Origin of the sequence: Arthrobacter sp. B1I2 (assembly GCF_030816485.1) — a bacterium.
Classification (GTDB): Bacteria; Actinomycetota; Actinomycetes; order Actinomycetales; family Micrococcaceae; genus Arthrobacter.
Window position 1 is genome coordinate 291,650 of record NZ_JAUSYC010000001.1, and the last position, 21,199, is coordinate 312,848.

Annotated in this window: 12 protein-coding genes and 2 tRNA genes; 11 read left to right on the forward strand and 3 right to left on the reverse strand. The window is 67.1% G+C overall.

Going from position 1 to position 21,199, the window contains the following annotated elements:
• Positions 1-5 precede the first annotated feature (5 nt).
• A complete protein-coding gene (locus QFZ57_RS01305) occupies positions 6-4,529 on the forward strand; it encodes an ExeM/NucH family extracellular endonuclease (RefSeq protein WP_306897383.1) in 4,524 nt (1,507 codons plus the stop codon).
• Between the two features lie 72 nt (positions 4,530-4,601).
• Here the strand turns inward: QFZ57_RS01305 and QFZ57_RS01310 are convergent, their stop codons facing one another.
• Complete coding sequence (locus tag QFZ57_RS01310; protein ID WP_306897385.1) at positions 4,602-6,533, reverse strand: FAD/NAD(P)-binding protein; 1,932 nt, start codon at positions 6,531-6,533, stop codon at positions 4,602-4,604.
• An 84-nt stretch (positions 6,534-6,617) separates the two neighbouring features.
• Between QFZ57_RS01310 and QFZ57_RS01315 the strand changes: the two genes are divergently transcribed.
• From QFZ57_RS01315 to QFZ57_RS01330, 4 genes are all read left to right on the forward strand, one after another.
• A complete protein-coding gene (locus tag QFZ57_RS01315) occupies positions 6,618-8,966 on the forward strand; it encodes a prolyl oligopeptidase family serine peptidase (protein WP_306897387.1) in 2,349 nt (782 codons plus the stop codon).
• 5 nt (positions 8,967-8,971) lie between these two features.
• A complete protein-coding gene (locus QFZ57_RS01320; RefSeq protein ID WP_306897388.1) occupies positions 8,972-9,502 on the forward strand; it encodes a GNAT family N-acetyltransferase in 531 nt (176 codons plus the stop codon).
• Between the two features lie 101 nt (positions 9,503-9,603).
• Positions 9,604-9,692: transfer RNA gene (locus tag QFZ57_RS01325), tRNA-Ser, on the forward strand.
• Positions 9,693-9,842: 150 nt separating this feature from the next.
• Positions 9,843-11,324: an MFS transporter gene (locus tag QFZ57_RS01330; RefSeq protein WP_306897392.1), complete on the forward strand. Its 1,482-nt coding sequence runs from the start codon at positions 9,843-9,845 to the stop codon at positions 11,322-11,324.
• Here QFZ57_RS01330 and QFZ57_RS01335 read toward each other — a convergent pair.
• Positions 11,248-13,449, reverse strand: coding sequence for a RecQ family ATP-dependent DNA helicase (locus QFZ57_RS01335; RefSeq protein WP_306897394.1), 2,202 nt, complete (start codon positions 13,447-13,449; stop codon positions 11,248-11,250). The two genes, QFZ57_RS01330 and QFZ57_RS01335, sit on opposite strands and share 77 nt — an antisense overlap.
• A 140-nt stretch (positions 13,450-13,589) precedes the next feature.
• Between QFZ57_RS01335 and QFZ57_RS01340 the strand changes: the two genes are divergently transcribed.
• From QFZ57_RS01340 to QFZ57_RS01355, 4 genes are all read left to right on the forward strand, one after another.
• A complete protein-coding gene (locus QFZ57_RS01340) occupies positions 13,590-15,008 on the forward strand; it encodes a phosphomannomutase/phosphoglucomutase (protein WP_306628692.1) in 1,419 nt (472 codons plus the stop codon).
• A 6-nt stretch (positions 15,009-15,014) separates the two neighbouring features.
• On the forward strand, positions 15,015-15,512 hold the full coding sequence (locus tag QFZ57_RS01345; RefSeq protein WP_373461163.1) for a hypothetical protein: 498 nt from the start codon (positions 15,015-15,017) through the stop codon (positions 15,510-15,512).
• 15 nt (positions 15,513-15,527) lie between these two features.
• Positions 15,528-15,977, forward strand: coding sequence for an RrF2 family transcriptional regulator (locus QFZ57_RS01350; RefSeq protein ID WP_306897397.1), 450 nt, complete (start codon positions 15,528-15,530; stop codon positions 15,975-15,977).
• Positions 15,978-16,117: 140 nt separating this feature from the next.
• The gene (locus QFZ57_RS01355; RefSeq protein ID WP_306897398.1) at positions 16,118-17,278 is read left to right on the forward strand and encodes a globin domain-containing protein; all 1,161 of its coding nucleotides are present in this window, start codon (positions 16,118-16,120) and stop codon (positions 17,276-17,278) included.
• A 151-nt stretch (positions 17,279-17,429) separates the two neighbouring features.
• Here QFZ57_RS01355 and QFZ57_RS01360 read toward each other — a convergent pair whose 3' ends face one another.
• Positions 17,430-19,262 (reverse strand): phosphoenolpyruvate carboxykinase (GTP), encoded by a 1,833-nt coding sequence (locus tag QFZ57_RS01360; protein WP_306628696.1) that lies wholly within the window; start codon positions 19,260-19,262, stop codon positions 17,430-17,432.
• 277 nt (positions 19,263-19,539) lie between these two features.
• Here QFZ57_RS01360 and QFZ57_RS01365 point away from each other — a divergent pair.
• Together QFZ57_RS01365 and QFZ57_RS01370 are read left to right on the forward strand one after the other, a co-directional pair.
• A tRNA-Arg gene (locus QFZ57_RS01365) sits at positions 19,540-19,616 on the forward strand.
• Between the two features lie 76 nt (positions 19,617-19,692).
• Positions 19,693-21,180 carry a dihydrolipoyl dehydrogenase family protein gene (locus QFZ57_RS01370; protein ID WP_306897400.1) on the forward strand — a complete coding sequence of 496 codons (1,488 nt, stop codon included), beginning with the start codon at positions 19,693-19,695 and terminating at the stop codon, positions 21,178-21,180.
• The last annotated feature ends 19 nt before the right edge of the window (positions 21,181-21,199 follow it).

The following is a 21,199-nucleotide window of genomic DNA, read 5'->3' on the forward strand; positions in this document are numbered from 1 at the left end:
AGCGGATGCATCAAACACCTTGGAAGTTAGCGCTGGGCACAGCGCTGTCCGCGGGGCTCATCGCCACCCCGCTGGCAGCTGTCCCGGCGGCCGCGGAGGTCTCAGCCGCGGCCGGCACCTCCCCCGTTGTCATCAACGAGGCCTACCTGAGCGGCGGCAGCAGCGGCGCCGCCTACAAGAACAAGTTCGTGGAGTTGTACAACACCTCCGACGCTCCCGTTTCCCTGGCCGGCTGGTCCGTACAGTACCGCTCCGGCACCGGCACGGCGGCTCCAACCGGAGTGGCTGCCCTGCAGGGCTCCATCCCCGCCAAGGGCTACTACCTGGTTCAGGGCAGCAGCAATGGCGCCACCGGCGCCGACCTGCCGTCGCCGGACCTCGTTGCCGGCGCCCTCAACTTCAGCGGCAGCAACGGCACCATCGTCCTCGCCAAGCAGCCCACCGCCGTCGGCCTTCCCACCGGCTCCGTGGTGGAAACGGCAGGCGTGGCTGACCTGCTGGGTTACGGCACCTCCAACACCTTCGAAACCCGGGCCGCCGCGGCACCTGCGTCAAACACCGACGTGAAGAGCCTCAACAGGACCGCCGGCACGGACAGCAACAGCAACGCCGCGGACTTCACCCTCGGTGCCGCCATCACGCCAACGTCCTCCGGCGGCGCCGCTCCGGATCCGACGCCGGTCCCCACCCCCGACCCGGCAGCCAAAGTCATCGCTGAGATCCAGGGCACCGGGACGGAAAGCCCCCTGACAGGCGCCACCGTCACCACCACAGGCAAAGTCACCGCAGCGTTCGCCACGGGCGGGCTCAACGGCTACTACATCCAGACCCCCGGCACGGGCGGAGACCTGACGGCCAGCAGCCATGCCGCCTCCGACGGCATCTTCGTCTACTCCCCCGCCACCGTGGGTTCGGTGCAGGCCGGTGACTATGTGCAGGTAACGGGCACCGTGGCTGAGTACTACGGAATGACCCAGCTCAACGTCACCGCGGCGTCGGGCCTCGTCAAGCTCACCGAAGCCGCACCCGAGGTCAAGCCCACCATCTTCACCCTGCCCGCCACCGAGGCTTTCCGTGAGTCATTGGAAGGCATGCTGCTGGCACCTCACGGACCCCTGACCGTGAGCGACAACTACAGCCTGAACCAGTACGGCGAGATCGGCCTGGCCGGCGGGACAACCCCGCTGGTGCAGCCCACCGCAGTGGCGCCCTACGGCTCAGCGGAGTACGCCGCCGTCGTGGCTGACAACGCTGCCCGCGGCATCAAGCTCGACGACGGGTCCAGCACCAACTTCCTCAAGGACGCCGCCACCAAGGCCGAGGTCCTGCCGTACCTCACCACCACGGACCCCGTCCGGGTGGGCGCACCGGTCAGCTTCGCCACCAACGTGGTGCTGGGCTACGCCAACAACTCCTGGAAGCTCCAGCCCCTGACCCACCTGACCGGGGCCAATAAGGCGGCGGTCCAACCGGCCACCTTCGGGTCCACCCGTACTGTGGCCCCCGCAGCCGTGGGCGGCAACGTGAAGATCGCCTCCTTCAACGTCCTGAACTACTTCCCCACCACGGGCGACACCCTGTCCGGGTGCACGTTCTACGAGGACCGCGAAGGCAACCCGATCACCGTCCGCGGCGGCTGTGACGCCCGCGGTGCGGCCAACGCGGAGAACTTCAAGCGCCAGCAGGACAAGATCGTCGCCGCGATCACCAAGTCGGGCGCCGACGTGGTGACCCTGATGGAAGTCGAGAACTCGGCCCAGTTCGGCAAGAACCGCGACGACGCCCTGGCCAAACTCGTGGAGGCCCTCAACATCCCCACACCCGGCATCTGGGACTACGTCCGCTCACCGGCCAACGCTCCGCCGCTGACGGACGAGGACATGATCCGCACCGCGTTCATTTTCAAGTTGGCCGTTGCCGAACCCGTGGGTGAATCCATCATCCACAACGACACCGTGGCCTTCGCCAGCGCACGCAAGCCGCTGGCCCAGGTGTTCAAGCCCGCCGGCGGTTCTGACGACAAAAAGTTCATCGCCATTGCGAACCACTTCAAGTCCAAGGGCTCGGCGGCAACGCCGGACGACACGGACAAGGGCCAGGGCGCGTCGAACCTCGCCCGCACCGCCCAGGCCAAGTCACTGCTGGACTTCGCCAACTCCCTGCAGGCCAGCAAGGGCACCGACAAGGTGTTCCTCATCGGTGATTTCAACTCGTATGGCAAAGAAGACCCGATCAACCTCCTGACCGGCGCCGGCTACGTCAACCAGGACGACAAGGCACGCAACGCTGACGGCTCAGCCAGGCACTCCTATCTCTTCGGCGGCCTGGTGGGCTCCCTGGACCACATCCTGGCTTCCCCGGCAGCCAACGCCGTGGTCACCGGAGCGGACATCTGGAACATCAACTCCGTTGAATCCGTGGCGCTGGAATACAGCCGTTACAACAGCAACGTCACCAACTACTATGTCCCGGACCAGTTCCGTGCCAGTGACCACGACCCCGTGGTGGTGGGGCTGGACCTGCCTTCCGCGCCTGCCAGCGTCGACCTCAATTTCCTGAACATCAACGATTTCCACGGCAGGATCGACACCAACACGGTCCAGTTCGCCGGCACCATCGAGAAGCTGCGCGCCGCGGCCGCTCCGGGCGCTACCGCGTTCCTGTCCGCGGGTGACAACATCGGCGCCTCCCTGTTCGCCTCCGCGGTTGCCAAGGACCAGCCCACCATTGACGTTTTGAACGCCCTGGAACTGAAGGCGTCTGCTGTGGGCAACCACGAGTTCGACGGCGGCTGGGCGGACCTGCGCGACCGCGTCATCGCGGGCGGCACCAACGCCAAGTTCCCGTACCTGGGTGCGAACGTTTACAGGAAGGGCACCACCGAACCGGTGCTTCCGGAGTACACGGTGCTGGACCTGAACGGCGTGAAGGTTGCCGTCATCGGCACGGTCACCCAGGAGGTCCCGTCCCTGGTGACGCCGGCCGGCATCGCCGATCTCGACTTCGGGGACCCCGTGGATGCCATCAACCGGGTGGCCGCAAAGATCACGGCGGACAAGCTGGCCGACGTGATCATCGTGGAGGATCACGACGGCGCCGGCTCCGGCGTGGTGGAAGGCGCCACTTTGGAGCAGGAAGTGGCAGCCGGCGGGCCGTTCGCGAAGCTGGTCACCGAAACGTCTCCCGAGGTGGATGCGATCTTCACCGGCCACACGCACAAGGAATATGCCTGGGACGCACCCGTGCCCGGCGTGGCAGGCAAGACCCGGCCCATCGTGCAGACCGGCAACTACGGCGAGAACGTGGGCCAGATCCAGCTGACGGTGGACACTGCCAGCAAGCAGGTGACCGCGTACAAGGCCGGAAACGTCAAGCGCACCACGGATCCAGCTGCTGGCCTGCTTGCCGCTTACCCGCGGGTGGCCGCCGTCGACGCGATCGTCAAGAAGGCCCTTGCGGACGCCGCTGTTGTTGGCAACCAGCCCATCGGCTCGGTCACCAAGGACATCACCACCGCGTTCACCGCCGATGCCACCGGTACCGCCAAGCGCGATGACCGCGGCAGTGAGTCCACCCTGGGCAACCTGGTGGCCGACTCCCTGCTTGATTCGCTGAAGCCCGCCGACCTCGGCGGGGCGGAGATCGGCGTCGTCAATCCCGGCGGGCTGCGCAACGAGCTGTACTACGCACCGGACGGCACCATCACCTATGCCGAAGCCAACGCGGTGCTGCCATTTGTGAACAACCTGTGGACCACGTCCCTGACCGGTGCCCAGTTCAAGACCCTGCTGGAACAGCAGTGGCAGACCAACCCGGACGGCACGGTTCCCAGCCGCGCCTACCTGCAGCTGGGCCTGTCCAAGAACGTGAACTACACCTACGACGCGGCCCGTGCAGCGGGTGACCGCATCACCTCCGTGCGCGTCAACGGCGAACTGCTGGACCCGGCCAAGTCCTACCGGGTGGGCACGTTCAGCTTCCTGGCAACCGGCGGCGACAACTTCCGGATCTTTACCGAGGGCACCAGCACCCGGGATTCCGGGCTGGTGGACCGGGACGCCTGGATCGGGTACCTCCAGAAGAGCAGCCCGGTTTCGCCGGACTTCGCCCGGCGTTCGGTGGCTGTCACCAACACCACCGCCGCCGGGGTCAGGCCCGGCGAACCGGTCACGCTGGCGGTTTCCAAGCTGGACCTGACCTCGCTCGGCAGCCCGGTGAACACGGCACTGTCCGCTTCGTTCATCGACGCCGCGGGCACGGTGACCGAACTGGGCACCGTTCCGGTGGCCGCCGGCACAGCGTCCGTGAACCTCGCGGTTCCCGCAGGTGCGCCGGAGGGAATGGCCACGCTGGTGCTTACCGCCGTCGAATCCGGCACCGTGGTGAAGGTGGCGGTACTGGTCGGTGCGGAGACCCCGGCCCAGCCGGTCTGCGTCCCGCCGGTCAAGCCCGCCCGCCCGGCTGATGTGAGGGGCCAGGCGAACTACGGGCAGGCCATGGCCGCCTACCGCGCCTGCCTGCGCGGCTAACCCCAAGATGCGCCATCACTTTTGGTCCCTATCCTCTGGGTTTAGGGACCAAAAGTGATGGCGCATCGGCAGTTAAGCCCTGCTGAGGATGGCGGCCGCGATCTCGTCAGCATCACGGAGGGTGCGCTGGCCGCTGCGGTAGACGGGACCGCCGGGCTGAAGGGCCTCGGCGGCGATCGCGGTGCCCCACTGGGCCGATGACAACTGCAACCCCAGCACGTACAGGCCTTCCGTCACGGACCCGTTGGCGGCAACCGGGCGGTACGGGTGGGGCTCCACATCCAAACCCGTGGACTCGACGGGAGCGCCCTCTGCGGTCATCATGAGCCGGGGCCGCACCAGCCCGTCGGACAGCAACTGCTCCAGCACCGGTGAATCGTTGGCCGATACCCGGTTTCCCGGCGCAAGGGCCTCCACCATGGTCCGTGCCCTCACCGGCGGACCCGCAACCCAGGGCGAGGAAGCCGTGAACATCGCGGATTTCCGGTCCACACCGAACTTGGGGTCCGGCCCAACAAAGCTGACCACCCCGGCCCTCGCCAATGCGGCGAGCTGTTCGGCACGCAGTGCCGGCGGCCCGCTGGCCAGGCCCTCCACGAACGACTCAAACCAGCCACGCAGCCCGGCGACCCATGACTCATCGGTGATGCCGCCGTCGGCCACTGCCGTTTTCAGGACGGCCCGCCCGTGGTGCAGCGCGCCGATGGCCATCTTGACCGGATCGTCCTCGCCCAGCGCCGAGCGGCGCGCATCATCCAGCAGGAATTCCACCACCGCGGCGTCGTGCTCGGCACGGGAGGCGAACGTCCGGCCGGCCAGCGGAGCGGCCAGCCCGGGCAGATCCAGTCGGTGCCGGGGACCCACATGGATGGCCAGGACGCTCTCCACACTGTCTTCCCAGTTCGCGGCACTGTGCGCGTGCGGCTGCAGGGCTTCCTCCAACGCTGCGAGGAACACCTCCGCGTCGGGTACTGCGCCTGGCTGCGAGCGCACCAGCGTTGAGTAGTAGGCCCACAGGGCGTCGCGGTGCAGCAGTGGCCACAGATCGTGGTCGAACGAGGGGCGGATACCGGCCTTCGCCAGCCGCTCCAGGGCCGCCCCGGTGAGGTAGCGGAGCGTGATGGACGAGGCGTAGTAGCCGTTGAGGGCTGCTTTCGCACGGTAGGGGGTCCCGCGCCGGGAGGCCGCAATAATCAGCGGTTCCTGGCCGGATGGTTCGTACTCGAGCCGGCTGCCCGTGGACACGAACTTCCCGCCGCGGCCTTCGGTGAGCTGTCCCATCGTGTCAAAGAAGTTCAGGCCCATCCCGCGGACCAGGACCGGTTCGCCCGCGGGGATCCGGGCCCAGTCCACGTCCGCGGGAGCCGCAGGGGGAAAGTACTGCAGGCCCAGCTGCCCGGCTGCGGCCTGCAGCCCGCGCTGTTCCGGATTCAGCCGGGACGGGATGTGCCCCAGGGCCAGCACTGCTGCGTTGGCACGGATCGTGGCACCGGTGGCCAGGCCGACGTCGAACCTTCCGTCCCCCGCGGGACGCACCGACAGGGCGGACGTTTCGTGGAAGTCAACCGTGACGCCGCCGGGAGCGTTGGCCAGTAATTCCTCCAGGGTGCAGCGAAGGTAGCGGCCGTACAGTGCACGGCTGGGGAAGTCATTCGAGCCCAGTACCGCTATTTCCGCCCGTTCGTCGTCAGTGAGGGCCGGCAGCGGGTCCTGCTGCTGCCGCATCCGCCATTGATCGAAGGTGGTGCCGGCGACCGGTGCCGGCAGCGACGGGTCCTCGGGAATCAGCGTGGGATAGAAGGACTGGGTGTTCATGAGGAACAGCCGGGACTGCCTGGGCTGCCAGACATGCCCCGGGCCTGCCGGGTAGGGGTCCACGACGTCGATGTGCAGCCGCACGGAGTCCCCTGCTGCGGCGGTGTGGGCGAGCAGCCGCTCCAGCACGCTGGTGCCACGGGGGCCGCCGCCGATGATGACGGCCCGGTTGCTCTGCGATAATTCCACGGCATCCAGCGTACGGGCTGAAAGCGGAGTCTGCGCTGGACGCTTGACTTGCCACTCCTGGGGGATGTTGTTTGGATGGGGCGCATGACCACCACAGCAGCTGATCAAGCGTCCGTTCCCGGCCCCGGCCAGGACAACTCCGGCACCGCATCCCGGGAAACTGCACCGGTGCCCGTCGATGAGAATGTGTGGCTGGAGGACATCTACGGCGCGGAACAGCTGGCCTGGGTGAAGGAGCAAAACTCCCGTACCGAGGACCTGTTGGAGGACGCCGGCTACGCCGAACTGGAGACCCGGATCCTGGAAGTCCTGGATTCCACGGACCGGATCGCCATGGTGGGCAAGCGCGGCGACTGGTACTACAACTTCTGGAAGGACCAGCAGAACCCCAAGGGCCTCTGGCGGCGCACCACCTGGGAGAGCTACCTCACCGATTCCCCCGAATGGGATGTCCTGCTGGACGTTGACGAGCTGTCCCGGACCGAAGGACAAGAGTGGGTGTTCCACGGCGCCACCTTCCTGCGGCCCGCGGCGGGCGAGCCCTACCGGCTTGCACTGCTTGCCCTCTCCCCCGACGGCGGCGACGCGAACCGCTACCGTGAGTTCGACGTCGAGGCACGCGGCTTTGTTGATCCCGCCCGCGGCGGGTTCGACCTGCCGACGGCGAAGGGCAACGTGTCGTGGCTGGATGCCGATACGCTGCTGGTTGCCTCCACCGCGGACGGCCTGCCCAAGACCGCGTCTTCTTATGCGCGCACGGCGGTGACCCTCACGCGCGGCAATTCCCTGGCCGCCGCCCCGCGCCTGTTCGAGGTGCCGGAAGGCCACATGATGGCCGTCGTGGCGCATGATTCCACGCCCGGCTTTGAACGGACCTTCGCCGTGGACTACATCGACTTCTTCAACCGGACCAACTTCGTGCTGCGCGACGGTGACTGGACGGCGATCGATGTGCCCACCGACGTGAACGTCAGCGCTCACCGGGAATGGCTGCTGTTCCGCCCGCAACAGGACTGGGTCCTGGGCGGCACCACCTACCCGTCCGGCTCCCTGCTCGCCGCCAACTTCGAGGACTACCTCGCCGGAACCCGGCAACCCACCGTGCTGTTCACTCCCGATGACCACACGTCGCTGCAGTCGTGGAGCTGGACCCGCAACTTCCTGCTCCTCAACCTGCTCAGGGACGTTTCCTCGGAAATCCGGGTGCTTGACCCGTCCCGGCCCACCGGCAGCGCGGCCGGCGGCTGGGCGGCCACTGCCCTTGACGCCTGCCCGCCGCTGCATGACGTGAATGCCTATGCGGTGGACGACGAGGACGACGGGCCGGCTGACGGCGGCGCAGGCGACGACTTCTGGCTCATCGCCACCGGTTTCACCACCCCCACCACCCTGATGCGGGGCACGCTGGAACGGGACGGGTTGAAAGAGGCCCTGCCGGAGGGGGCCGGGCTGAACGGGGACGGGCTGAACGGGGACGGGCTGAACGGGGACGGGCTGAACGGGGACAGCCTGGAAAAGAACGACGCCGGGACGTCCGGCGTGGTGAGCCGGCACGCGACCATCAAGACCTCGCCGTCGTTCTTTGCCGACAGCGACTACCAAGTGGAGCAGCACTTCGCCGTGTCCGACGACGGGACCCGGGTCCCGTACTTCCAGGTAGCCCCGCGGGGGCTGGTTTTGGACGGGCAGAACCCCACGCAACTGTCCGGCTACGGCGGGTTTGAGGTTTCACGGACACCGGCCTACAGCGGCACGGTGGGCCGGTCATGGCTGGAGCGGCGGACCACACTGTCGGACGGAAGCGACGGGAAGGCCCCCCACTCCCGCGGCGGAGTGTACGTGGTGGCGAATATCCGCGGCGGCGGGGAGTACGGGCCCGCATGGCACCGGGCCGCGCTGAAGGAGAACCGGCACCGCGCCTACGAGGACTTCGCGGCCGTGGCCCGCGACCTCATCTCGCGCGGCGTCACCTCGCCGCGGCGGCTGGGCTGCGTGGGCGGCTCCAACGGCGGCCTCCTGGTGGGGAACATGCTCACCCGGTATCCCGAACTGTTCGGGGCCGTCTCCTGCGGGGTGCCCCTGCTGGACATGCGCCGCTACACCAAGCTCTCCGCTGGCCATTCGTGGATTGCCGAATACGGGGACCCCGACGTTCCCGAACAGTGGGAGTACATCAGGACCTTCTCGCCCTACCACCTGCTCAAGGACGCCGTGGAGTACCCGGAGACCTTCATCTGGACGGCAACCTCCGATGACCGTGTGGGACCCGTTCAGGCGCGGAAGATGGCAGCCCGGATGCTGGCCATGGGCATCCCCAACGTATGGTTCCACGAAGCACTGGAGGGCGGCCACGCCGGCGCCTCCGATAACCGGCAGGCCGCCGCCCTGCAGGCCCGCAGCCAGCACTTCCTGTGGAAGGCGCTGGCAGGCTGAGCGCCATGGACCGGGGGCTTGTGGTCCGGCGGGCCACTGCCGGGGACATTGAGCGGCTGGCCCGGGTCCATGTCCAGTGCTGGCAGGAGACATACCGGGGCATGCTGTCCGATGCTTTCCTCGCTGCGGTGGATCCGGCGGACCGGCTCCGGCTGTGGCGCCACCTGCTGGACCGCCAGGAACCTGCCGAAGTGTGGGTGGCGTGCGACGGCGGGACGGTGGTCGGATTCGGCGGCGCGCGTTTGCTGCCCGCTCCCGGTTCCCCTGAAGGGCATCCGCCGCCGTCGTCCGGAGACCTGGAGCTGTGGGGGTTGTACCTGCTGGCGTCGCATCAGGGCCTTGGCCTGGGCCGCCGGCTGCTCGTGGCAGCCCTTGGCACCAATGCGGCGAGCCTGTGGGTGGCCGCGGGAAACAGCCGGGCCATTGGTTTCTACCGCCGCTTCGGCTTTGAACCCGATGGCATCGAGGACATCCTGCCTGACTGGGAAGACCTGCCGGAGATCCGCATGGTCCGCCCGGCGCAGCTTTTCCCGTAGGGGTGCCCGGGCTGCCGCCGGCATGCTCGGGGCTGAGCCCGGGACCGTTTTGCACTGCATGGCCGGATCTGCGTATCCTTGGTGGGCTAGGAATAGCAATTGGAGACGTGCCAGAGCGGCCGAATGGACTTCACTGCTAATGAAGGGTCGGGGTTAAACTCGACCGGGGGTTCAAATCCCCCCGTCTCCGCGTTTGGCCCCGGTCCCTGGACCGGGGCCTTTTGCGTTTCCGGGCTGCCGGTGACTCTTCTTGCCCGCTGTGGAGACGAGACGTTGGAATGCGCTGTCCGCCCAACGGACGCAGAAGGCGGCCGTTCCGGGTCGGTGGCAGGATTAGCGCATGGCGGCACCAAGCAACTCGCATCAACCCGACGGCACCGGGACGGCATGGAATCCGCGCCTGGCACTGTTAGTGGCGGCAACGTTCTTCATGGAATTCCTGGACGGCACGGTGCTCACCACCGCCATTCCCAGCATTTCGGCGGACTTGGCCGTTCCCGCCGTCGACGTCAACATCACCATGACCGCGTACCTGCTGACCGTAGCCGTCGGTATTCCCATCAGCGGCTGGCTGGCGGAACGGTTTGGCGCCAGGCGGATCTTCTGCACGGCCGTCGCCGTCTTCACCCTCGCTTCCCTGGCCTGCGCGCTCAGCCCGGACCTGGCCACGCTGACGCTGAGCCGCATCGCCCAGGGCGTTGGCGGCGCCATGATGGTCCCGGTGGGAACCCTGGTGGTCCTGCGCGGAACGCCGAAATCCGAATTGCTGCGCGCCACCGCATTCCTGGTATGGCCCGGGCTCCTGGCACCGGTGCTCGCACCGCTGGTGGGCGGGGCGCTCACCACGTACCTTTCCTGGCACTGGATCTTCCTGGTGAACATCCCCCTTGGCGCCGCTGCGTTCATCGCCGCCCTGCGCCTGGTTCCGCGGGCCCCCGGAGATCCCGGCCGGCGGCTGGACTGGCCCGGGATGGTCCTGACCACGGTGGGCGTGGGCGCACTGGTGGCGGGCCTGGAACTGGCAAGCAGCCACCCGGAGCTGCCCTGGGCCGGAATCAGCGCCGCGGCCGGAGTGGCCGCACTTACCGGTGCGGTGCTCTGGATGCGCCGGACTCCCCATCCGCTGTTCAACCTGCAGGTCTTCCACACCCGGACGTTCCGGGCCATGGCCACCGGCGGGTTCGTGTACCGGGTCACCATCAGTTCGGTCCCATTCCTGCTGCCGCTGATGTTCCAAACGGGGTTCGGCTGGTCACCGTTGCAGGCCGGTGCCATGGTGGCGGCGGTGTTCGTCGGGAACATCGGCATCAAGCCGGCCACCACCCCGCTGATCAGGAAGTTCGGCTTCAAGGCAATGCTGGTGTTCGCCTCACTGGCATCCGCCGTTACCTTCGCGCTCTGTGCGTTCCTGACGCCGGAGACCCCTGAAGCGTTGATGTTCGCACTGCTGGTGTGCAGCGGCGCTTTCCGCTCCATCGGTTTTTCGGCCTACGCCTCAGTCCAGTACGCGGACATCCCGCCGTCGCAGCTGACCTCCGCCAACACAGTGTCCGCCACCCTGGTGCAGCTGGGCACCGGCTCGGGAATCGCCATCGCAGCCCTGCTGATCCGGACCTTTGACGGGCTGGCCCTCGTACCGCAAGACCAGGCCGGGCCCTTCCGAGGCGCGTTTGTGGCGATGGCCGTCCTGATGCTGGCCAGCACAGCGGACAGTATCCTGCTCCCCCGGCATGCCGGGGCTGCCGTCAGCCGGCCTGGGCCAGAACCAGGGGAAGCACCGCTCCCGCCCCGGCCTGCCGAAGGGCGCGCCCCGCGACGGTAAGGGTCCACCGGCTGTCCGCCAGGTCGTCGATCAGCATGACTGTCTGGCCTTGGGCGGACTGCAGCGCGGCTTCGAGCTCCGGTCCCACCACCAGCCGGTCCCAGACCCCCGCCAGCCGGTAGGCGCTGTTGCCGCCGCGGCCCCCGGTGGGGCCGCCGTGTGCCAGCTGCAGCTCGCCGAGGTAGGGGATCCGCCCGATCTCGGAGATCCCCCTGGCCAGCGAGCCCACCAGCTGCGGTTTGCTCCGGGACGGCATTCCCACAATGGCGGCCGGCCGGCCCGCCCCGCTCCATCCCGGGTTCCGGCCGTCGCCGGTTCCCCATTCGCGCAGGACCTGCACGCACGCCTGAAGCATCCCGGGATCCACCGGCCGGTCCTCCGCGCCGGCCGCAAAGAGCTCCCGCAAGGCGCCGCCCCACCCGAGGTCCGTCAGCCGGGCCAGGACACGGCCCTCTGCAAGGCCTTCCCCCGGCTTGAGCTTCCCTTTCACCGGCACTCCCAGCCGGTCCATGCCGCTGGGCCACTGAAGGCGCGGTTCAAGAACGCCGCCCGCCCTGCTCAAGGTCTGGCTGGCCGCTGCTGTGGCATCGGCTGCCACGTCCGCGGGGAACCACTGGCCCGCGCAGTTGTCGCACCTTCCGCAGGGACGGGCCGTCTCATCATCCAGGACCGAGGTGATGTACTCCATCCGGCAGCCGGCGGTGTCCTGGTAGATCACCATGGAGTCCTGCTCGTCCACCCGTGCCTCGGCGATCCGGCCGTAGCGCTCCGCGTCGTAAACCCACGGCTGACCGGTGGACCGCCAGCCCCCGCCGACCCGTTCCACCGCCCCGTCCACCGACAACACCTTCAGCAGCAACTCAAGCGGCGTGCGGCGCAGGTCAACCCGGGCTTCCAGCGCCACCGTTGACAGGGCAGTTCCAGCCTCGGCCAAAGCGGTCAGCACGGCCGCGGCCTTCTCCTCCGAGGGCATGGACGCGGTGGCGAAGTACTGCCAGATGTCCCGGTCCTCTGCGCCGGGGAGCAGCAGGACGTCGGCGTTGGCAGCACCACGGCCGGCGCGGCCCACCTGCTGGTAGTAGGCCACGGGCGAGGACGGCGCGCCGAGGTGGACAACGAAGCCAAGATCGGGCTTGTCGAAACCCATCCCCAGGGCGGATGTGGCAACCAGCGCCTTGACCTGGTTGTCCTTCAGCAGTTGCTCGGCCCGCTCACGGTCCGCGGGATCGGTCCGCCCGGTGTAGGCGAGCACGTTGTGCCCTGCCTCGGCCAACAGGCGGGCGGTGTCCTCGGCCGCGGAAACGGTAAGCGTGTAAATAATCCCGCTGCCGGGGAGGTCGGCCAGGTGGGTCAGCAGCCAGCCCAGCCGCTCTTTGGAATCCGGCAGCGACAGGACTCCCAGCCGGAGTGAGTCACGGCCCAGGGAACCGCGGATTGTCAGGACTCCCTCGCCGAGCTGCTCTTCGATGTCGTGCACCACCCGCGAGTTGGCCGTGGCGGTGGTGGCCAGGACCGGCACCGAATCCGGCAGCCGTGCGATGAGGTCCGCGATCCGGCGGTAGTCGGGACGGAAGTCGTGGCCCCAGTCGGAAATACAGTGCGCTTCATCAATGACGAGCAGGCCGGTCCGGCGGATAAGTTCGGGCAGCTGGGTCTCCCGGAAGGCGGGATTGGTCAGCCGCTCCGGGGAGACCAGGAGCACGTCAACCTCGTCGCCGGCCAACTGCTCACGCACGGTGTCCCACTCCAGCTGGTTGGCGGAGTTGATGGCGACGGCGCGTACACCGGCCCGGGCGGCGGCGGCCACCTGGTCCCGCATCAGGGCAAGCAGCGGCGAGACGATCAGCGTGGGTCCGGCACCCCGGCGCCGCAGCAGCAGGGACGCCACAAAGTACACGGCCGACTTGCCCCAGCCGGTGCGCTGGACCACCAAAGCCCGCCGCCCGCCGTCGACCAATGCTTCGATGGCCTCAAACTGCCCGTCATGGAAGACCGCCTGCGGGTTGCCCACCAGCCCCTGCAGGACCTCAAGCGCCTCGGTATGGGTGGCCCCCGGCGCACCCGGACCTGCCTTATCTGCAACGGCGGTAGCGGAAACTGTGGAAGCGTACTGGTTATCGGCCATTGATTCAGTATCCCAGCACCCTCCGACACCCTGCACAGCGCACGGCTGCTATGTGGAAAGCGGGCGCAAAGCCGGACCTGTTACGGAAGCGCTCCCCAAACCACCTTGGCCGTGCGCGCCGCCCACGTAAGATAAAGCCCGTGACTAGCGAACAGACAACGACATTTGATCTCTCGGCATCCTTCAAGGCCTACGACGTCCGTGGGATTGTAGGCGAGTCGATCACCGCCGAAATCGTCGAAGCCGTGGGGGCCGCGTTCGTGGATGTCCTGCAGCTCGAAGGACAAACCATCGTGGTGGGCGGGGACATGCGTCCCTCCTCCCCCGAGTTCACCAAGGCCTTCGCCAACGGCGCCGCAGCGCGCGGCGCCAATGTGGAGCTGCTGGACCTGATCTCCACCGATGAGCTGTACTTTGCCTGCGGGTTCCTCAACCGCGCGGGCGCAACCTTCACCGCCAGCCACAACCCCGCCGAATACAACGGCATCAAGATGGCGAAGGCGGGCGCCGTCCCGATCTCCTCCGAAACCGGCCTCAAAGACATCCAGGCCCTCGCGGAGCAGTACCTGAACTCCGGGTCCATTCCCGCAGCCGGCACCCGCGGCCTCATCAGCGTCCGCGACGTGCTCAAGGACTACTCGGAGTACCTCCGCAAGCTCGTTGACCTCTCTGCGTCCCGCCCGCTGAAGGTGGTGGTGGATGCCGGCAACGGCATGGCCGGCCTGACCACCCCGGCCGTCCTGGGTGACACGCTGCTGCCCAAGCTGCCCTTCGACATCGTTCCCCTGTATTTCGAACTGGACGGTTCGTTCCCCAACCACCCGGCCAACCCGCTGGAACCGGAAAACCTCCGCGACCTGCAGGCCGCAGTCATCGAACACGGTGCGGACATCGGCCTGGCCTTCGACGGCGATGCCGACCGCTGCTTTGTCATCGACGAGAAGGGCGAGCCCGTCTCGCCGTCGGCCATAACCGGCATGGTGGCACGCCGCGAAATCGCCCGCGCCAAGGCCCAGGGCGAGGAACAGCCCGCCATCATCCACAACCTGCTCACCTCCCGCGCCGTCGCCGAACTCGTGGAGCACGACGGCGGACGCGCCGTCCGCACGCGCGTGGGCCACTCCTTCATCAAGGCAGTCATGGCCAAGGAAGGCGCAGTGTTCGGCGGCGAGCACTCCGCCCACTTCTACTTCCGTGACTTCTGGAACGCGGACACCGGAATGCTGGCGGCCATGCACGTCCTGGCAGCCCTGGGCGAGCAGGCGGGCCCGCTCTCCGACCTGGCCCGCGAATACGAGCCCTATGTCAGCTCCGGCGAGATCAACTCCGTGGTGGAGGACAAGCCGGCAGCGGTGGAGCGGGTGCGCCAGGCATTCGCGGACGAGGACCTCACCATCGACAACCTGGACGGCAGCACGTTCACCGCCAATGACGGCAGCTACTGGTTCAACCTGCGCCCGTCCAACACCGAACCGTTCCTGCGGCTCAACGCCGAGGCAACGGACCGGGCCACCCTGGAACGCATCCGCGACCGGGTCCTGTCCCTGGTGCGGGCCTAGCAGCGGATGATTGAACAAACGGGGCAGGCAGCGGACGGAAACAGCATGCAGGAGAGCTGGCGCGATTCCGTCTCTGACGCCACGGCTACGGACCTGGAGAACCTCCTGGGCACGGGCGTCAGCGCGGCCCAGGAGCAGCTCCAGCGCAACGGCGGCTTCCTGCCTTTCGCGCTGACAGTCCAGAACGACGGCGAGGTGCGGCTGGTTGCCGTCTCTCCGGCGGATGCCGCGGAAGGCACTGACGGGGACTTCGACGCCGATGCCATGATCCACGACCTGCAGGCCCTCCTCCGCCAGAACCGGGACGACTTCCGCGCCGCCGCCGTGGTCTGCGACATCCTGCTGGTGGAGGAGGATTCGGACGCCATCCACGTGGCCGCCGAACACCGGGACGGCTCCCTTTTTGCGGCCGTGCTGCCGTATGCCGCCAACGCAACCACCCAGTCGTGGGAATTCGGCGAGCTGGGTGCGGACGCCAGCGAGCCCGCCATCTGGGTGGACTAGACCGGGCCTGCAGCAATGAAGATCAACGCCTTCGCTGACGTCAGCCTGCGGGCACTCATGGTGCTCGCTGCCGTTCCGGACGGTGCGCTGCTGACCACGCAGAGCATCGCGGACTCGGTCGGGACTCCTTACAACCACGTGAGCAAGGCCATGGCCAAGCTGCGGAGCATGGGCATGATCGATGTTGTTCGCGGCCGCTCCGGCGGTTCCCGGCTCAGCCATGCGGGCCGCATTGCCACCGTGGGCCAGATCCTGCGGCAGCTTGATACCCGCACGGATCCTGCTGATTGCGTGGCGCCTGCCGGCGACTGCCCCCTCATTAATGAGTGCAAACTTCGCGGTGCTTTGGCGCGAGCCCGGGAGGCCTTCTACGCGGAACTCGACTCCGTGGTCATCGCGGACCTCCCCCAGGCCCGGCAAATGGCACCGGTCTTCCAGATGATCGGCCTCCGCCCGGGGCTTTGACGCCTCACTATCCGGGCGTCAGCTACCGGTTTGATTTCAAACTTCTACAAGGTGTAGAACTGAGGCAGAAATACTCGTATTTGAAATATGAGTTTTCCTCCCGCCGGACGAAGGCCCCGGCTACAACCTCAGGAGTTCAGATGCTCTCGGACAAATCCCGCCCCGTCATTGAGGCCACCCTGCCGCTGGTCGGCTCCAGGATCGGATCCATCACCCCCAACTTCTATGCCCGCCTGTTCGCGGCGCACCCTGAACTGATGGATGGTTTGTTCAGCCGCTCCAACCAGCGTTCCGGCAACCAGCAGCAGGCCCTCGCCGGGAGCATCGCAGCCTTCGCCACCCACCTGGTGAACAACCCGGGCACGCTGCCGGAAACCGTCCTTTCGCGCATCGCACACCGGCACGCGTCCCTGGGCATCACCGAGCCGCAATACCAGGTGGTCTACGAGCACCTGTTCGCGGCCATCGCCGAAGACCTGGCCGAGGTGATTACGCCCGAGATCGCCGAGGCCTGGACCGAGGTGTACTGGCTGATGGCGGACGCCCTGATCAAGCTCGAAAAGGGCCTCTACGCTGCCCAGGCCAATGACAGGATGTGGATGCCGTGGCGGGTGGCGGCCAAGGCACCGGCAGGAACCGGGTCCATGACCTTCACCCTGGAGCCCGCTGACGACACCCCGGTGACCCCCGCCCTGCCCGGCCAGTACATCAGCGTGAAGGTGGCCCTTCCGGACGGCCTGCGCCAGGTCCGGCAGTACTCCCTCTCCGGCGACGCGGGCACCAGCCGCACCTTCACCACCAAGCTGGACGACGGCGGCGAGGTTTCCCCCGTACTGCACCAGACTGTCCAGGTGGGCGACGTCGTCGAGATCTCCAACCCCTACGGCGAGATCACGCTCAAGGAGGGCGAGGGCCCGGTGGTTCTCGCTTCCGCGGGCATCGGCTGCACCCCCACCGCTTCCATCCTCCGCTCCCTCGCCGAGGCCGGCTCCGACCGCCAGGTCCTGGTCCTGCACGCGGAAAGCACCCTGGACAGCTGGGCCCTGCGCGGCCAGATGACGGACGATGTGCAGCGCCTGGACGGTGCCGAACTGCAGCTCTGGCTGGAGAAGCCGGTGGACGGTGCCAGGGAAGGCTTCATGTCCCTGCGCGAAGTGGACCTTCCCGCCGACGCCTCCCTCTACCTGTGCGGCCCCCTGCCGTTCATGAAGAACATCCGCAACGAAGCCATCAACGCCGGCATCCCGGCCACCCGGATCCACTACGAGGTCTTCGGCCCGGACATCTGGCTCGCCAGCTGATCCTCCCCTCTCCCGGAGTTTTTGGGCAGATACGAGGACTTGGACGGCCCGGAAGTCCCGTTAGCTGCCCAAAAACTCCGTTGCAGGACGACGGCGGCCCCGCACCTTCTCGAAAAAGGCGCGGGGCCGCCGTCGCTGGTTCAACCGAAGACTAGTGCTTGGCCATGCGTTCCTTGAGGGAGCCGAGCTCGGCGCGCAGGGCATCCGGGAGTGAATCCCCGAACTGGGCGTACCATTCCTCGATGGAGGCCAGCTCGGCATCCCACTCTTCACGGTCCACGCGGACAGCGTCCTCGACGTGGGCATGGGTAAGGTCAAGACCGGTGAGGTCCAGTGAATGGCCGGCGGGAACGAAGCCGATGGGGGTTTCGACGGCGTCCGCCTTCCCCTCGATCCGCTCGATGGCCCACTTGAGAACCCGGGCGTTGTCACCGAAGCCGGGCCAGGCGAAACCGCCGTCGGCGGTGCGGCGGAACCAGTTCACCAGGAAGATGCGCGGCAGGCGTGCGGGGTTGGCCTTTCCGGAGACGCTGATCCAGTGCTTCAGGTAGTCGCCGGCGTCGTAACCGATGAAGGGCAGCATGGCCATCGGGTCGCGGCGGAGCACCCCTACCTGTCCGGCGGCAGCGGCCGTTGTTTCGGAGGAAAGGGTGGAACCCATGAAAATGCCGTTGGTCCAGCTGCGGGCCTCAGTGACCAGCGGAACGGTGGTCTTGCGGCGGCCGCCGAACAGAATGGCTGAGAGTTCCACGCCTTCGGGGCTGTAGTACTCCTCGGCCAGCATGTCCACCTGTGAGATCGGGGTGCAGAACCGTGAGTTCGGGTGGGCTGCGGGCTTGTCCGAATCCGGCGTCCAGGAGTTGCCCTGCCAGTCGGTCAGGTGCGCCGGAACCTCGTCCGTCATGCCCTCCCACCAGACACCGCCGTCGTCGGTCAATGCCACGTTGGTGAAGATGCTGTGGCCCTTGGCGATGGCGCGCATGGCATTGGGGTTGGTGCCCCAGCCGGTGCCGGGGGCTACGCCGAAGAGGCCGGCCTCCGGGTTGGTGGCGCGCAGTTCGCCTTCCTTGCCGATCCGCATCCAGGTGATGTCATCGCCAAGGGTTTCGACTTCCCAGCCTTCAATGGTGGGGTCGAGCAGGGCAAGGTTGGTCTTGCCGCAGGCCGAAGGGAAGGCTGCGGACATGTAGTACGACTTCTTCTCCGGCGACGTCAGCTTGAGGATGAGCATGTGCTCGGCCAGCCAGCCTTCGTCGCGGGCCATGACTGAGGCAATGCGCAGGGCGTAGCACTTCTTGCCCAGGAGGGCGTTGCCGCCGTAACCGGAGCCAAAGGACCAGATGGACCGCTCTTCGGGGAAGTGGACAATCCACTTGTCCGGGTTGCACGGCCACGCGACATCTTCCTGGCCCGGGGCCAGCGGGGCGCCGAGGGAGTGCAGGGCCGGAACGAAGAAGGCATTGGTGGCCGTGATCTTGTCCAGAACCTCGGTGCCGATGTTTGCCATGATGCGCATGGAGGCAACAACGTAGGCGCTGTCGGTGATCTCGACGCCGAACTTGGGGTCCTCGGCGTCGAGGTGGCCCATGACGAACGGGATAACGTACATGGTGCGGCCGCGCATCGAACCGGCGAACAGGCCGCGCAGCTTGTCCTTCATTTCGGCCGGGGCCATCCAGTTGTTGGTGAAGCCGGCGTCACGCCTGTTTTCCGAGCAGATGAAGGTCTGCTCCTCAACCCGGGCAACGTCAGCGGGATCCGAGAAGGCTGCGAAGGAATTCGGAAACAGGTCCTGGTTGAGCCGGGTCAATGTTCCGGCAGCAACAAGCTCGTCGGTGAGACGGGTGTATTCCTCTTCGGACCCGTCAACCCAGTAGATGCGGTCCGGCTGCGTAAGCTCAGCAACCTCTTCGACCCATGCCAGCAGCCCGGCATGTGTGGTGGGTGCTTTCTCAAGCAGCGGCTTCTGCGCCAGATCGCCCATTGCAGTTCCCTTCCTCGGGTTCATCGGTGTGAGCTAAATGCTATGGTCCGGACCAGTGGAGTTTTTGGGGCGCTTGACTGACATCTCCGGTCACCGAAAGTGAATTCCGCGGAAAATAAGGGAATTATTGCCGCGAAAACGCGGATTAAGTGACAAAGGTCACCTATACCGGTCTAGTTGCGGAGATTACAGCCGGTTCGATTTGGCACGAGGGGCCCTGCTCGCGTAAAGTAATTCGAGGTTCGGGGAGAGCGGTTCTTCTCCCGGGACACGGAATGCGCCCATAGCTCAGCTGGATAGAGCGTCTGTCTACGGAACAGAAGGTCAGGGGTTCGAATCCCTTTGGGCGCACCAGTAGGGTCCGCACCGGTTCGCCGGTGCGGACCTTTTTTGTGCCATCAGGCCAGCCATCCCCGGCTAGGCTTTGGACATGATGCCCGACGCCACTGAGCGCGAATTTGATGTTGTTGTGATCGGCGCAGGCGCCGTGGGGGAAAACGTGGCTGGCCGCGTGGTCCAGGGCGGGCTGACAGCTGTGCTTGTGGAAGCCGAACTGGTTGGCGGTGAATGCTCCTACTGGGCGTGCATGCCTTCCAAGGCACTCCTCCGGCCCGGTACTGCGCTGCATGGAGCACAGACGACGCCGGGCGCCAAGGAGGCCGTCACCCGCACCCTCGATGCCGCCGCTGTCCTGGAGCGCCGGGACTATTTCACGTCCAACTGGCAGGATGACAGCCAGGTCTCGTGGGTGAAGGACACCGGCATCGATCTGGTGCGCGGCCACGCGTGGCTGACTGGGCCCAAGGCCGTGGAGGTGGCCGGCCTGGACGGCACGCAGCACCTGCTGAGGGCGCGGCATGCCGTAGTGCTCGCCACCGGTTCAACCCCCAACACCCCGCCCATTGAGGGGCTGGAGGACGTGCAGGTATGGGGAACCCGTGAAGCCACATCGGCGCGTGAGGTTCCGGAGCGTCTTGCAGTCGTGGGCGGCGGCGTGGCGGGGACCGAGCTGGCCCAGGCCTTCGCCCGCCTGGGGTCCAGCGTCACCCTGGTGGCACGCAGCGGGCTGCTGGGCAACTATCCGGAGGAGGCGTCGGCGCTGGTTGCAGCAGGCCTGCGGGCTGACGGCGTCGAACTCCGGCTGAATACCGCCACGGAGCGCGTCAGTGAGAACGACGACGGCACCCTCACCCTCAGCCTGGGCGACGGAACCACCGTCACGGCCGAGAAAGTCCTGGTTTCCACGGGCCGTCACCCGGCACTGGAGGGGCTGGGCCTGGAAAGCGTCGGCTTCGAACCGGACGAGTCCGGGCACCTGTCGCTGTCAACGGATCCCTCGGGCCTGGCCCAGGGTACGCCCGGCGACGAACCCTGGCTCTACGCGGTGGGAGACGCGGCAGGCAAGAACCTCTTTACCCACCAGGGCAAGTACGAGGCCCGCGTCACCGGTGACGCCATCGCCGCACGGGCAAAGGGCGAGCTCAAGGGAACCCCGGGCGACTGGACCCCTTATGCCCAGACGGCCAACCAGCACGCCGTGCCCAGCGTCGTCTTCACCGACCCCGAACTGGCCAGCGTGGGACGCACCCTGCAGGCGGCCAGCAAGGACGGGTACAACGCATCCTCCGTAGAACTGCCCATCCAGGTGGCCGGCTCCTCCCTGCATTCGGAGAACTATGAGGGCTGGGCGCAGCTGGTGGTTGATGAGGACCGCAGGGTGCTGCTGGGCGCAACGTTCGCCGGCCCGGACGTGGCCGAACTGCTCCACGCGGCCACGATTGCCGTGGTGGGCGAGGTGCCGCTGGACCGGCTCTGGCACGCGGTCCCCTCCTACCCCACCATCAGCGAAGTGTGGCTCCGCCTGCTGGAGGAGTATGGCCTCCGATTCTTATTTGAACTGACCAGTCAGTTCGGTTAGCCTTGATACAGACCGTTTC

What these genes read in the sequence shown, in the direction of transcription:
- QFZ57_RS01315 (WP_306897387.1), top strand. Translation starts at nt 6,618, where the DNA reads ATGACCACCACAGCAGCTGATCAAGCGTCCGTTCCCGGCCCCGGCCAG.
- QFZ57_RS01370 (WP_306897400.1), top strand. Translation starts at nt 19,693, where the DNA reads ATGATGCCCGACGCCACTGAGCGCGAATTTGATGTTGTTGTGATCGGC.
- QFZ57_RS01305 (WP_306897383.1), top strand. Translation starts at nt 6, where the DNA reads ATGCATCAAACACCTTGGAAGTTAGCGCTGGGCACAGCGCTGTCCGCG.
- QFZ57_RS01330 (WP_306897392.1), top strand. Translation starts at nt 9,843, where the DNA reads ATGGCGGCACCAAGCAACTCGCATCAACCCGACGGCACCGGGACGGCA.
- QFZ57_RS01360 (WP_306628696.1), bottom strand. Translation starts at nt 19,262, where the DNA reads ATGGGCGATCTGGCGCAGAAGCCGCTGCTTGAGAAAGCACCCACCACA.
- QFZ57_RS01320 (WP_306897388.1), top strand. Translation starts at nt 8,972, where the DNA reads ATGGACCGGGGGCTTGTGGTCCGGCGGGCCACTGCCGGGGACATTGAG.
- QFZ57_RS01355 (WP_306897398.1), top strand. Translation starts at nt 16,118, where the DNA reads ATGCTCTCGGACAAATCCCGCCCCGTCATTGAGGCCACCCTGCCGCTG.
- QFZ57_RS01335 (WP_306897394.1), bottom strand. Translation starts at nt 13,449, where the DNA reads ATGGCCGATAACCAGTACGCTTCCACAGTTTCCGCTACCGCCGTTGCA.
- QFZ57_RS01345 (WP_373461163.1), top strand. Translation starts at nt 15,015, where the DNA reads ATGATTGAACAAACGGGGCAGGCAGCGGACGGAAACAGCATGCAGGAG.
- QFZ57_RS01350 (WP_306897397.1), top strand. Translation starts at nt 15,528, where the DNA reads ATGAAGATCAACGCCTTCGCTGACGTCAGCCTGCGGGCACTCATGGTG.